This is a genomic window from Massilia sp. X63, assembly GCF_041023745.1.
Classification (GTDB): Bacteria; Pseudomonadota; Gammaproteobacteria; order Burkholderiales; family Burkholderiaceae_D; genus Telluria.
This window is the reverse complement of sequence record NZ_JBFTEF010000022.1, coordinates 1-13,108: the sequence shown is the minus strand read 5'-3', so window position 1 is coordinate 13,108 and position 13,108 is coordinate 1. Positions and strand designations below refer to the sequence as shown.

The window sequence follows — 13,108 nt, the reverse complement described above, 5'->3', positions numbered from 1 at the left end:
CCGGCACCCATGATCGTCACGCTGCACGGCCCCAAGGCTCCCCTTGCCCACCTTGCCCGCCCGGCCCTCCTGGCCCTGCAACGGGCCGGCGCCATCCTGTTGTTCCTGGTCCATGCAGCCGCGGGCGCTGCCGTGCAGCCTGCGGCCGCAGCGCCGGAAGCGAACGGCGGCGCCTACACCGGCGTCGATGCGCGCCTGCTGAGCGCACGCCTGTATGCGAACGGTCCGGCGCTGCTCTGGCTGGCCGACGGGCCGCAACGGGCGCGCCTGGCCTTGCGCCTGCTGGGCAATGCCGGCGAGCACGGGCTCGACCCGTCCAGCTACGGCGTGGACGCGCTGGCGCGCCGGCTGGAAGGCGTGCAACAAGGGCAAGGCGATGGCGCCTCTGTGGCCGCGCTCGACCGCGAGCTCAGCACGGCCGTGCTGCAGTACCTGGCCGACCTGCGCTTCGGCCGCGTCGCCTCGCACTACCGCCCCGCCAGCGGCGCCCCTGGCGAGTTCGATCCGGTCGCGCACTTGCGCCAGGCGCTGGCCGAAGGCGGGCTGGAAGATGCGGTCGCATCCGCCGCACCGGCCATTGCCCTGTATGGGCGGGTCAAGGACATGCTGGCGCATTACCGGGAGCTGGCCGGCGCGGCGCCCGACTGGCCGGCGCTGCCGCCGGCCGGCCCGGGCGCGCGCGCGCCCGGCGACGCCTATGCCGGCGCGGCCCTGCTGTGCGAGCGCCTGCGCCTGCTGGGCGACCTCGGCCCGCAGGGCCGTGCAGCGCCGCCATCCTGCGATGGCCGCTACACGGACGAACTGGCGGCCGCGGTGCGGCGCTTCCAGGGGCGCCACGGCCTGGAGGAAGACGGCGTCCTGGGGCCGGCCACGCTGGCGGCGCTGGCGGTGCCGCCTTCGCAACGGGTGGCGCAGCTCGCGCTCACGCTGGAACGCCTGCGCTGGCTGCCGCCGCTGCCGCGCGGCCGGATCGTCGCGGTCAACGTGCCGACCTACCGCTTGTGGGCCTTCGACACCGGTGCCGGATCGGCGGCGCCGATGCTGGAAATGCGGGTGATCGTCGGCACCGCCGCCAGGACGCCCACGCCGCTGTTCATCGGCCAGATGCGCTATCTCGAATTCAACCCCTACTGGAACGTCCCGCCCAGCATCCAGGCCGGCGAAATCGTGCCGAAGCTGGCCAGGAACGCCGCCTACCTGCAGCAGAACGACATGGAGCTGGTGGGCGCGGACGGGCGGGTGCTGCAGCTGGCGCCGGACCAGGCGCTGGCCCGCCTGCGGCGCGGCGACGTGCGGGTGCGGCAGCGGCCGGGACCGCACAACGCGCTGGGCGAGCTGAAGTTCGCGATGCCCAACCCGATGAACATCTACCTGCATTCGACCTCGTCCAAGGAGCTGTTCGGCAGGACCCGGCGCGACCTGAGCCACGGCTGCATCCGGGTCGAACGCCCGGCCGAGCTGGCGCAGTTCGTGCTCGCCGACCCGCGCCGCTGGGATGCCGCTGCGGTGGCCAAGGCCATGCTCCCCGGCCCCATGCGCACGGTGACGCTGGCCCGGCCGGTGCCGGTGGTGCTGTTCTACGCCACCGCGCTGGTCGACCAGCACGGCCAGGCCCTGTTTGCCCAGGATATCTACCGGCAGGATGCGGCCCTGATGCGGGCGCTGGGCATGCGCTAGTCCGGCGCGCGGCCGTCAGGTCAAACCGTCGCCGAAGCAGATGCCCAGGTCGCGCGCCGCCCGCACGGTCTCGCCCTCGACCGGGACGCGCCGGCTGCGCCCCGCCACCTGCTCCAGCGGCACGGCGCCGATATCCTGCCCCCCGAGCGCCACCATCACGCCCGACTGTCCGCTGGCCAGGGTCCGCACCGCGGCGGCGCCGAAGCGGCCGGCGACGATGCGGTCGAAGGCCGACGGGCTGCCGCCGCGCAGCAGGTGGCCCAGCACCACGCTGCGGCAGTCCTTGCCGGTGGCTTGCGCCAGCGCCGCCTCGAGCCGCGCACCGATGCCGCCCAGGCGCTCGGCGTGGCCGGCGCCGGCCCCGGCCAGCAGCGCGCGTTCCTGCCCTGCCGGCTGCGCGCCCTCGGCCGCCACCACGATGGTGTGGCCACGCCCGGCGGCGTCGCGCGCGGCGATGGCGGCGGCCACCGCCGCGATGTCGAACGGGATCTCCGGCAGCAGGATCGCATGGGCGCCGCCGGCCATGCCGGCGTGCAGCGCGATCCATCCGGCGTAGCGCCCCATGACCTCGACCACCATCACGCGATGCTGGCTGTCGGCGGTGGTGTGCAGCCGGTCGATGCATTCGGTGGCGAAACCGACCGCGGTGTCGAAGCCGAAGGTCTGCGCGGTCCCGTCCAGGTCGTTGTCGATGGTCTTGGGCACGCCCACCACCGGCAAGCCCTTGCGCTGCAGGCAGGCGGCGATCTCCATCGAACTGTCGCCGCCGACCATCACCAGGGCCTCGAAGCCGCGCTGCCGGAACAAGCCGACCAGCTCGTCGCTGCGGTCCTGCTCGCGCGCGCCGGCGCCAGGCTCCCGCACCGGATAACGCAGCGGATTGCCGCGGTTGGTGCTGCCCAGGATGGTGCCGCCGAGATGGGCGATGCCGTGCACGGATTCGGGGCGCAGCAGCATGACCGGCTCGCCGATGCAGGTGTCGGGCGCCAGCAGGCCATTGAAGCCGTCGCGGATGCCGTAGCACTCCCAGCCGAGCCGTGCCGACGCGAGCACGACGGCGCGGATCACGGCGTTCAGGCCGGGCGCGTCGCCCCCGCCGGTGACGATGGCAATACGCTTGGTGGGTGCTTCCATGCTGCGCTCCTGCAGAGGATAAAAAGGGGCTGCCCGGCCCTGCCGGGCTTTGGGATTATTGTGCGCTGTCGTTCATTGTGCGCTGTCGTTCATTGTGCGCTGTCGTTCATTGTGCGCTGTCGTTCATTGTGCGCTGTCGTTCATTGTGCGGTATACCCGCCGTCCACCGCCAGCGCGGCGCCGGTCACGAAGCTGGCGCCGTCCGACAGCAGGAAGGCGACGGCATGCGCGATCTCGTCGGCCCGCCCGATCCGGCCCATCGGGTGCAGGCCGACCAGGGCGCCGCGCTGCTGGGCGTCGAGCGCGCCCAGGATCGGCGTCTCGACATAGCCCGGATGGAGCGAGTTGATGCGGATGCCCTGGGCCGCATAGGCCAGCGCCGCCGACTTGCTCAAGCCGGTGACGCCGTGCTTGGCCGCCACGTAGGCGGGCGCCATCGGGTTGCCCACCAGGCCCAGGATCGACGACATGTTGACGATCGCGCCGCCGCCGGCGGCCAGCATGGCCGGGATCTGGAAGCGCAGCGCATGGGCCACGCCGCTCAGGTTGATGTCGATCACGCGCTGCCAGTCCTCGGCCGGCAACTCCCCGGCCGGCAGCAAGCGCCCGCCGATGCCGGCATTGTTGACCGCATACGACAGGCTGCCGTAAGCCTGTTGCGCGGCGCGCACCGCGCCCTCGGCAGCGGCCGGGTCGGCCACGTCGCCGACGTGGGCCACGGCACGCCCGCCGTCGGCCTCGATCGCCGCCACCAGGCGCGCCAGCGCATCATGCTGGAGGTCGGAGGCGACCACGGCCAGGCCGTTGGCCGCCAGCAGCCGCGCAGTCGCTTCGCCGATGCCGGACGCGGCGCCACTGACCAGTACCGATGTTCCCTTGAAAGAATATTTCATATTCACTCCGTTTTTCGAGGTTTATTTCACGCATTTACGCTGCCACGCAGATGTTCATGCAGGCCAGAACCAGAACGGCAGCCAGCCACCCAGCAGCACCAGGGCCAGGCTGCCGTTCACGCGCAGCGCGAAGCGGGCGCCGCCAGCCAGCGCGCCGGCCGCCTTGCTGAGCGTATTCGTGCTCACCGCCAGCAGCATCGCCAGTGTCGCATCATGCGCCGTCGCCGTGCCGCCGGCCAGCAGCGCCAGCGCGGAGCCGGACGCGGCATGCACATCGAAGAAGCCCGCCAGCGCGGTGCCGCCCAGCAGCGCGCCCTGCCCCACGTGGGCGTTCAGGTAGGCCAGGCCCAGGGTGGCGGCGCTCAGCGCCAGCGCGAACAGGACCGCCTGCCGGATGTCGAACACCCGCCCGGTCGCGGGCGCGTCCGGCGCCATGCCGGTCGCCCCGGCCAGGCTGACGCCGCCCACCGCCAGCGCGGCGAGCAGCGTCCCGCCCAGCACCGGCGCCAGCGCCGCCAGGTGCGCGGGCGCCACGGTGACGGCAACCACTCCGAGCAGCACGAAGGTGGCGATGTTCGACAGCAGCGCCCCGGCGACGCAGGCGCGCAGCAGTTGCGGCTCCTTGCGGCAGCGCGCCGCCATCGCGGTCACGGTGGCCACGCTCGAGATGAAGCCGGCGCCGAATCCGGACAGCGCGAAGCCCATCCGGGGGCCGGCCAGGCGCACGCCGATGTGGGCCGCGGCCTGGATCCCCATGATCAGGAGCGCCAGGGTCCACAGGGTGCGCGGATTGACGCCCAGCAGCCAGGGATGGCCGGCGTCCGGCAGCAGCGGGCGCACCACCAGCGCGGCGCCGGCGAACAGCAGCGCGTCGCGCAGTTCGGCCGTCGTCAAGGACGCCCGGGCGAAGCGGTGCAGCGGTCCGCGCAGGTGCAGCAGCGAGGCCAGCACGACGGCGGCGCCCGCGGAAAAAGCCAGGTTGTCGATGGCGGCCACGCCGATCAGGAAGCTCAGGAACAGGGCCAGTTCGGTGGTGATGCCCGGGTCGCCGGAGCGGTCGCGCCAGTAGGCGAGCGCCGCGAGCGCGGCCACCAGGCCAGCCGCGGCCAGCACCAGGAAGCCGCCCAGCGCCTGCGCCAGGGCGCCGAGCACCGACACCAGCGTGAAGCTGCGCAGGCCGGCGAAGCCGCGCGCCGGGCCGCTGCCTTTGCGCCGTTCGCGGTCGATGCCGATCAGCATGCCGCAGCCGGCGGCGACCGCGATCGCCGTGAGCGTCGCGGCGCTGAACACGGACGCTGCCATCAGATGCCGACGCCGTCGCAGCAGGCCGACAGTGCATCGGCCGCGTCCCCGATGGCGGCGGCCATCCCGATCCGGCTGCAGCGGTGGGCAATGGTGTCGGTGCAGGCCACCTCGGCGACGCCGGCGGCCAGCAGCTCGGCATAGGCCTCGCCGACGAACAGCGGATGCACGGCGACGCAGACCGGGGGCGGCATGCCGGCCTCGCGCAGGCGCCCCACCGCCGCGATCAGGGTGCGCGCGGTGGAGGCGATATCGTCGACCAGCACCGGCGTACGCTCGCGCCAGCCGGCCAGCTCGGGGGCCGAGACCGACACGTCGCGGTCGCCGCGCCGCACTTTGCGCAGCACCGTGTAGGGGCAGTCGGCCGCGGCGGCCACTTGCGCGACCCATTGCTCGCTCTCCTCGTCCGGACCGATCAGGAGCGGCTGCCCGACGTGCTCCACGACCCAGGCCGCGATCGCCGGGGCGGCCGCCACCACGCGCGAGGGGATGCCGTAGATCTCGTCCAGGCGATGGATGCGGTGCAGGTGCGGATCGACCGTGACCAGCCAGTCGCCGGCCCGTCCCAGCAGGCCGGCAAAGTGCCGCGCCGTGACGCCTTCTCCGCTGTGGAAGCGCGCGTCCTGGCGCATGTAGGCCAGGTAGGGTACGACCAGGCCGATCCGGCGCGCGCCGAGTTCGCGCGCGACGCCGGCGGCCAGGTAGAGCGGCACCACCCGGGCGTTCGGGCGATCCAGGCTGCACACCAGGATCACCTCGCGTCCGGCCACCTCGCTCAGGTAGCGGATGTGGGTTTCCCCGTCCGGGAACGAGCGCACTTCCCAGTCGCCCGCTTCCCAGCCGCGCAGGCGGCACAGTTCGGCGCCCATGGCTTCGTTGCCGGGCAAGGCAAACAGGATCGGCTTCATGCTTCCACGATCCCGACGATGTCCGGATGCGCGGACGCATGCGCGATCGCGCGCGCCAGGGCCGCGGACGATTGCGCGACAATCGTATAGAGCACTTCGCCGGTGCTGACGATCCGCTCGAGCGGCGCCCGGAACAGCACGCCGGCGCCCGGATCGCGCGGCGCGCCGGCCAGCTTGGCGACCCTTGCCAGCTGGCGGTTGTCGACCGTGGCTACGCGCCCGCTGCGCGCCGCCAGCACCTCGAAGCGGCAGGCGCCGGCTTGCGGCGCCCGCATGCCGCCCTGGGCCGCGCAGATCGCCTGGAACTTGCGCCAGGCCGCGCCGCTCGCCAGGGTGGCGCTCGCCATTGCCAGGCCCGCGCCCGCATCGGCCTTGCCGCCGAGCTCGAGGAGCTGGCCGGCCAGCGCCAGCGCGCGTCCGCGCAAATCCTGCGGCGCGTCGGCGTCGTTGCGCAGCACGGCCAGCGCATCGAGCGCCTCCAGGGCCGGCCCGATACCGCGTCCGACCGGCTGGCGGCCGTCGCTGATCACGGTCCGCACGTGCAGCCCATAGGCGCCGCCGACCGCCAGGAACAGGCGCGTCAGGGATTCGGCGTCGGCCAGCGAGCGCACCTTCGCGCTCGGGCCGACCGGGATGTCGATCAGGACGTGGGTGGCGCCGGCGGCGATCTTCTTCGAGAGCACCGAGGCCACCATGGTGGCCTCGCCGTCGAAATCCAGCGGCCGCGAGACGCGGATCAGGATGTCGTCGGCAGGGCTCAGGTCGACCGCGCCGCCCCAGACGATGCACCCGCCCTCCTGCTCGACCACCCGGCGCATCTGCGCGGTATCGAGGGCCACCGGCGCCAGCGTTTCCATCACGTCGGCGGTGCCGGCCGGCGAGGTGATCGCGCGCGACGAGGTCTTCGGAATCGTCAGGCCGCAGGCCGCCACGATCGACACCACCAGCGGCGTGGTACGGTTGCCCGGCAGGCCGCCGACGCAGTGCTTGTCGACCACCGGCGTCACCGGCCACTCGAGCCGCGTGCCTGCCTCCACCATGGCGCCGGTCAGCGCGAAGACTTCGTCGACCTCCAGGCGCCTGCTCGCGCAGGCGGTGACGAAGGCCGCGATCTCGATCTCGGAATACAGGCCGGCGGCGATCTCGCCGACGATGGCGCTGGCCGCGTCCACGCTCAGGTCCTGCCCATAGATCTTGGACCGCACCAATGAAAACGAGCGTGCCGGCGGCGCCGGCTGCACCCGCAGTTCACAGCCGGCGGGCGCGCCGAGCCGGCGCCAGGCCAGCTCGGACAGACCCGCCGCGCCCGGCGCCAGGATGCCGCCATCGACCAGGTTGAGGCGCGCAGTGGTCGAGCGCCCCTGCGCACTGATCTGGACCCGGGCCCCGGCTGAAAACCCGGCCATCGTGCACGCGGCATGGCGCGTATCGAGGTACAGGACCGCAGCGTCGCCGCTGTCGATGCCGAGGCGCTGCGCCGTCACGCAGAAGCTGCCGTCGAGCGGTGCGTCGTTCCTCACAGCGCCACCTCCTGCAGGTGTTCGGGCACCAGGCAATCCCAGCCCAGCTGGTGCTTGATCCTGAGCCGCAGGGCCTCCGAGGCGGCCGGCTCGCCGTGGGTGATGAAGGTGCGGCGCGGCGCCGTGGCCAGGCCCGACATCCAGTCCAGGATCTCGTTGCTGTCCGCGTGCGCCGACAGGTTGTCGACGTGCGCCACCTGGGCGCGCACGCGCACCTGCTGGCCATGGATGCGAATCTCCCCGGCGCCGTCGATCAGCGCCGCGCCACGGGTGCCGCCGGCCTGGAAGCCGGCGAACAGGATGGTGTTGCGGGGATCGTCGGCGAAGGCCTTCAGGTGGTGCAGCACCCGCCCGCCGGTGGCCATGCCGCTCGCGGAGATGATCACCTTCGGCGTGTTCCTGGCGTCGAGCTGCTTCGACTCCTCGACGGTGTTGATGATGGTGGCGGCATGGCACATGGCCTGGCACTCGGCCACGCTCAGGCGGTGGTCCGCGCGGTGCTTGCGATAGATGGCGGTGGCATCCCTGGCCATCGGGCTGTCCAGGAACACCGGCAGCAGGGCCGGGATGGCGCCGGCGGCCTTCAGCTGGTGCATGGCGTACATGAGCCCCTGGGCCCGGCCCACGGCGAAGGCGGGAATGATCATCACGCCCCCGCGCGCGGCGGTCTCGCGGATGGTCCGCGCCAGCGGCACCAGCGGATCGGCGGGGTCGTGCACGCGGTTGCCGTAGGTGGACTCGACCACCAGGTAGTCGGTCGGCGCGAGCGGCGCCGGCGCCACCATGATGGCGTCGTTGGCGCGGCCCAGGTCGCCGGAGAAGGTGATCCTGCGGCTGCCGTCGTCGAGCGCGACGATCGCCGCGCCCAGGATATGGCCGGCGCGGCTGAAGTGCGCGCTCAGTCCCGGCGCGACCGCGACATGGCTGCCGAAACCGACGGTGACGAACTGCCTGAGCGCCACGCGCGCATCTTCTTCGGTGTACAGCGGCATGGCCGGGTGATGCCGGCTATAGCCATGCCGGTTGGCGGCGGCAGCATCCTCTTCCTGCAGGTGTCCGCTGTCGGGCAGCAGGATCCGGCACAGGTCATAGGTCGCCTCGCTGCAATAAATCTTCCCCTTGAAGCCGTCCTTGACGAGCAGGGGCAGGTAGCCGCTGTGGTCGAGATGCGCATGGGTCAGCACGACGGCATCGAGTTTGGCGGGATCGAAGGGCAAGCCGGCCCAGTTACGCAGTCGAAGCTGCTTGTATCCCTGGAAGAGTCCGCAATCGACCAGGATGCTGGAGTGCTCGGTCCTGAGCAGGTATTTCGAGCCCGTGACCGTTCCAGTACCGCCAAGAAACTGTATCCGCATTTTCCTACCTTATTGTTAAGCGAACGCAAAATGTAGAGCTCGCCAATATGATAGTAGCCGGGTGCAAGGCTTTAAATCCTTGACCTAAATCAAGTTACAGTGCGCAAATATTTGCTAACAGCGCCCAGAAAAAAGCCTGCTTGTCTTTCGACGAGCAGGCTTTTGGTTCACTGTGCTTGTGGGCTCAGCCGGCGGCCAGCTTCTGCCAGGTCTCGATCACCGAGTCCGGGTTCAGCGACATCGATTCGATGCCCTCGCCCACCAGCCACTGCGCGAAGTCCGGGTTGTCCGACGGACCCTGGCCGCAGATGCCGATGTACTTGCCCTGCGCGCGGCAGGCCTTGATCGCCAGCGACAGCATGGCTTTCACGGCCGGGTCGCGCTCGTCGAAGTCCTTGGCCAGCAGCTCCATGCCGGAGTCGCGGTCCAGGCCCAGGGTCAGCTGGGTCAGGTCGTTCGAGCCGATCGAGAAGCCGTCGAAGTACTGCAGGAACTGCTCGGCCAGGATGGCGTTGGACGGCACTTCGCACATCATGATGACGCGCAGGCCGTTTTCACCGCGCTTCAGGCCGTACTTGGCCAGCAGCTCGATGACCTTCTCAGCCTGGCCCAGGGTGCGCACGAACGGGATCATCAGCTCGACGTTGGTCAGGCCCATCTCCTCGCGCACGCGCTTCATGGCCAGGCATTCCATCTCGAAGGACTCGGCAAAGTCCTCGGCCAGGTAGCGCGCGGCGCCGCGGAAGCCCAGCATCGGGTTCTCTTCGTCCGGCTCGTAGCGCGAACCGCCGATCAGCTTCTTGTACTCGTTCGACTTGAAGTCGGACAGGCGCACGATCACCGGTTTCGGCCAGAAGGCCGCGGCGATGGTGGCCACGCCTTCGGCCAGCTTGTCGACGTAGAAGGCGCGCGGCGAGGCGTGGCCGCGGGCCACCGACTCCACCGCCTTCTTCAGGTCGGCATCGATGTTCGGGTACTCGAGGATGGCCTTCGGGTGCACGCCGATGTTGTTGTTGATGATGAACTCGAGACGCGCCAGGCCGACGCCGTTGTTCGGCACCGACTGGAAGTCGAAGGCCAGCTGCGGGTTGCCGACGTTGAGCATGATCTTGGTCGGGATCGGCGGCAGCTCGCCGCGCGAGACTTCGGTGATCTCGGTTTCCAGCAGGCCGTCGTAGATCTTGCCTTCGTCGCCCTCGGCGCACGAGACGGTCACAAAGGTGCCGTCCTTCAGCGCGTCGGTGGCGTCGCCGCAGCCCACCACCGCCGGCACGCCCAGCTCGCGCGCGATGATCGCCGCGTGGCAGGTACGGCCGCCGCGGTTGGTGACGATGGCCGAGGCGCGCTTCATGACCGGTTCCCAGTTCGGGTCGGTCATGTCGGCCACCAGGACGTCGCCCGGCTGCACGCGTTCCATCTCGCTCGGGTCGTGGATCACGCGCACCGGACCGGCGCCGATCTTCTGGCCGATCGCGCGCCCCGATGTGAGCACGGTGCCGGTGCCCTTCAGGCTGAAGCGCTGCTGGGCGTCGGTGGCCTTCTGCTGCGACTTCACGGTTTCCGGACGCGCCTGCAGGATGTACAGCTTGCCGTCGCGGCCGTCCTTGCCCCACTCGATGTCCATCGGACGGCCGTAGTGGTTCTCGATGATCACGGCGTACTTGGCCAGCTCGACCACTTCGGCGTCGCTCAGCGAATAGCGGTTGCGCATCTCGATCGGCACGTCGACGGTGCGCACCGAGCGGCCGGCCTTGGCTTCCTCGGTGAACTCCATCTTGATCAGCTTGGAGCCGATGTTACGGCGAATCACCGGCAGCTTGCCCTGCGCGAGCATCGGCTTGTGCACGTAGAACTCGTCCGGATTGACCGCGCCTTGCACCACGGTCTCGCCCAGGCCGTAGCTCGAGGTGACGAACACCACGTCCTTGAAGCCCGATTCGGTATCGATGGTGAACATCACGCCGGCCGCGCCGGTGTCGGAACGCACCATGCGCTGCACGCCGGCCGACAGCGCCACTTCGGCGTGGGTGAAGCCCTTGTGCACGCGGTAGGAGATCGCGCGGTCGTTGTAGAGGGAGGCGAACACGTGCTTCATGGCTTCCAGCACGTTGTCGATGCCGACCACGTTCAGGAAGGTCTCCTGCTGGCCCGCGAAGGACGCGTCCGGCAAGTCTTCGGCGGTGGCCGAGGAACGCACGGCGAACGAGACTTCGGTATCGGAATCGGCCACCAGGCGCTCGTAGAAGGCGCGGATTTCCTGCTCCAGGCGCGGCTGGAACGGGGTGTCGACGATCCATTGGCGGATCTCGGCGCCCGCGCTCGCCAGCGCGCGCACGTCGTCGATATCGAGCCCTTCCAGGCGCGTGGCGATGCGCTGGGCCAGCGATGGGCCACCATCGCTGTGCTCGAGGAAGTCGCGGAAGGCGTCGGCCGTGGTGGCGAAGCCGCCCGGCACCCGCACGCCGGCCTCGGCCAGCTGCGAGATCATCTCGCCGAGCGAGGCGTTCTTGCCGCCCACCGACTCGACGTCGGTCATGCGCAGGTTCTCGAACGACGCGACGTAGGTACGCGCCGCGTTGTTCGCCAGATCCCGTGCGGCCTGGCCAGGCTCCTTCAATGCTGCTTCAGACAGGTTAGTCATGGTAAAACACCCTTACTTGATGATAGAAACCTTGTGGCTGCTTTTACATCGTGTCCTGGGCAACGGCCTGTTCTTGTTATTCTGGCCGTCGTGCAGCACAATGCAGACCCGTTGCCGAGCATTCTACCGCGTGACCGGCAAACCTTGCTGCAACTTTGTCACGACCGAGCATCCCGACACCATGACCGCAGAAACCACGACTTCCTCCTCCCCCACCTCGCGCACCGTCTTCTTCGTCTCGGACGGCACCGGCATCACGGCGGAGACCTTCGGGCACGCGGTGCTGAGCCAGTTCGAGATGCGTTTCCGCCAGATCCGCCTGCCCTTCATCGATTCGGTCGAGAAAGCGCACGACGCCGCGCGCCGCATCAACGACAGCTTCGCGCGCGACGGTCAACGGCCGATCGTGTTCTCGACCCTGGTCAAGCACGACCTGTCCAGCATCATCCGCGCGGCGCGGGGCATGCACATGGACCTGTTCCAGACCTTCGTCTCGCCGCTCGAGCAGGAACTGGGCGTGAAGTCGACCCATACCATCGGGCGCATCCACAATGCAGTGGATACCGAGGAGTACAAGAACCGGATCGAAGCGATCAATTTTTCGCTCGCGCATGACGACGGCCAGTCGCACAAGAACCTGGCGGAGGCGGACGTCATCCTGGTGGGCGTGTCGCGTTCCGGCAAGACCCCGACCAGCCTGTACCTGGCGATGCAGTACGGGCTGAAGGCGGCGAACTATCCCTTGATTCCCGACGATTTCGAGCGCGGCAAGCTGCCCTCCTCGCTGCCGCCCTTCAAGGCCAAGCTGTTCGGGCTGACGATCACGCCGGAGCGCCTGTCGCAGATCCGGAACGAGCGTCGTGCCGGCAGTAAATATGCTTCGATCGAGAATTGCCGCTACGAGGTCAACGAGGCCGAAGCGATGATGCGCCGCGAAGGCATCCGCTGGCTGTCCTCGACCACCAAGTCGATCGAAGAGATCGCCACCACCATCCTGCAGGAAATCAAGCCGGACCGCCGCGAGTACTAGGAAGCTATCGCAGCAGGGAATGCGTCGCTGTCGACGCGCCTGGCAAGCGGGTGCTGCCTTACTCGTCCTTGCATGGCCGGCCATGCGGCGTCGCGGCGCCTTGCCCTCGCTTGCCAGGCATCGCCGCCGGCTTCCACCTCCCTACCGGGATAGGTTCTAAAGAAAGCCTGACGACACCTCTCGGCCTAACTCCAGCAGATGAGCGTACCGACAAGGGACAAGAAGGTCTGATGGTCGGACCACCCCTCGAAACGGCGATGCAGTCGTCGAAATCGCTGGCGCCGAACAGGTGTTCGCTCGACGCGGCCCATCGCTTCACGCGGTGTTCTCGTCCCTAGCAAGACGGGATGCGAGTCAAGGCCGCCCGGTGATGACTGCAAGGCCGCCTGACTTTAGCGGATCGACAGTGTTTGGGACGATGAGCGGCCCTGAGCGGCCAAGGGTTTCAGGGAGAAGTGCTTGATGGTATTGGTCCGCCTGCGAACAGGCCGGCACAGGGGCCGTGAATGTCCGCTATCGACCCAGGCCGTGTAAAAACTCATGAACTGGATCGGTAAGCCGGATTGTACGTTTCAAAGCGAATCCAGAAGTGCATGGAAGCGCCCGGCCGTAACCAACCTGTTTTTCTAGTCCTCGGCAAGACCAGCA

9 protein-coding genes are annotated in these 13,108 nt (G+C 69.4%); 2 read left to right on the top strand and 7 right to left on the bottom strand.

What is annotated here, in order from left to right; genetic code table 11:
* Positions 1 to 9 precede the first annotated feature (9 nt).
* Positions 10 to 1,677, top strand: coding sequence for a murein L,D-transpeptidase (locus tag AB3347_RS24570; protein ID WP_369094324.1), 1,668 nt, complete (start codon positions 10 to 12; stop codon positions 1,675 to 1,677).
* Between the two features lie 15 nt (positions 1,678 to 1,692).
* Here AB3347_RS24570 and AB3347_RS24565 read toward each other — a convergent pair whose 3' ends face one another.
* The 7 genes from AB3347_RS24565 to ppsA form a co-directional block, all read right to left on the bottom strand.
* Positions 1,693 to 2,811 (bottom strand): 6-phosphofructokinase, encoded by a 1,119-nt coding sequence (locus tag AB3347_RS24565; protein ID WP_369094323.1) that lies wholly within the window; start codon positions 2,809 to 2,811, stop codon positions 1,693 to 1,695.
* 140 nt (positions 2,812 to 2,951) lie between these two features.
* Positions 2,952 to 3,704 (bottom strand): SDR family NAD(P)-dependent oxidoreductase, encoded by a 753-nt coding sequence (locus tag AB3347_RS24560; RefSeq protein WP_369094322.1) that lies wholly within the window; start codon positions 3,702 to 3,704, stop codon positions 2,952 to 2,954.
* Between the two features lie 54 nt (positions 3,705 to 3,758).
* Positions 3,759 to 5,006 carry an MgtC/SapB family protein gene (locus AB3347_RS24555; RefSeq protein ID WP_369094321.1) on the bottom strand — a complete coding sequence of 416 codons (1,248 nt, stop codon included), beginning with the start codon at positions 5,004 to 5,006 and terminating at the stop codon, positions 3,759 to 3,761.
* Positions 5,006 to 5,914, bottom strand: coding sequence for a ribose-phosphate diphosphokinase (locus AB3347_RS24550; protein WP_369094320.1), 909 nt, complete (start codon positions 5,912 to 5,914; stop codon positions 5,006 to 5,008). Before AB3347_RS24550 ends, AB3347_RS24555 begins: the two co-directional genes overlap by 1 nt.
* Positions 5,911 to 7,434, bottom strand: coding sequence for a thymidine phosphorylase family protein (locus AB3347_RS24545; protein ID WP_369094319.1), 1,524 nt, complete (start codon positions 7,432 to 7,434; stop codon positions 5,911 to 5,913). The genes AB3347_RS24550 and AB3347_RS24545 overlap by 4 nt, the downstream gene beginning before the upstream one ends.
* Complete coding sequence (locus AB3347_RS24540; RefSeq protein WP_369094318.1) at positions 7,431 to 8,789, bottom strand: MBL fold metallo-hydrolase RNA specificity domain-containing protein; 1,359 nt, start codon at positions 8,787 to 8,789, stop codon at positions 7,431 to 7,433. The genes AB3347_RS24545 and AB3347_RS24540 overlap by 4 nt, the downstream gene beginning before the upstream one ends.
* A 184-nt stretch (positions 8,790 to 8,973) precedes the next feature.
* Positions 8,974 to 11,430, bottom strand: coding sequence for a phosphoenolpyruvate synthase (ppsA, locus tag AB3347_RS24535; RefSeq protein WP_369094317.1), 2,457 nt, complete (start codon positions 11,428 to 11,430; stop codon positions 8,974 to 8,976).
* 181 nt (positions 11,431 to 11,611) lie between these two features.
* Between ppsA and AB3347_RS24530 the strand changes: the two genes are divergently transcribed.
* Positions 11,612 to 12,460, top strand: coding sequence for a pyruvate, water dikinase regulatory protein (locus AB3347_RS24530; RefSeq protein WP_369094316.1), 849 nt, complete (start codon positions 11,612 to 11,614; stop codon positions 12,458 to 12,460).
* Positions 12,461 to 13,108 lie beyond the last annotated feature (648 nt).

Excerpts from the sequence above, each read along its gene's own strand:
- AB3347_RS24570 (WP_369094324.1), top strand. The coding sequence starts at position 10 with ATGATCGTCACGCTGCACGGCCCCAAGGCTCCCCTTGCCCACCTTGCC.
- AB3347_RS24550 (WP_369094320.1), bottom strand. The coding sequence starts at position 5,914 with ATGAAGCCGATCCTGTTTGCCTTGCCCGGCAACGAAGCCATGGGCGCC.
- AB3347_RS24560 (WP_369094322.1), bottom strand. The coding sequence starts at position 3,704 with ATGAAATATTCTTTCAAGGGAACATCGGTACTGGTCAGTGGCGCCGCG.
- AB3347_RS24540 (WP_369094318.1), bottom strand. The coding sequence starts at position 8,789 with ATGCGGATACAGTTTCTTGGCGGTACTGGAACGGTCACGGGCTCGAAA.
- AB3347_RS24565 (WP_369094323.1), bottom strand. The coding sequence starts at position 2,811 with ATGGAAGCACCCACCAAGCGTATTGCCATCGTCACCGGCGGGGGCGAC.
- AB3347_RS24530 (WP_369094316.1), top strand. The coding sequence starts at position 11,612 with ATGACCGCAGAAACCACGACTTCCTCCTCCCCCACCTCGCGCACCGTC.
- AB3347_RS24555 (WP_369094321.1), bottom strand. The coding sequence starts at position 5,006 with ATGGCAGCGTCCGTGTTCAGCGCCGCGACGCTCACGGCGATCGCGGTC.
- ppsA (WP_369094317.1), bottom strand. The coding sequence starts at position 11,430 with ATGACTAACCTGTCTGAAGCAGCATTGAAGGAGCCTGGCCAGGCCGCA.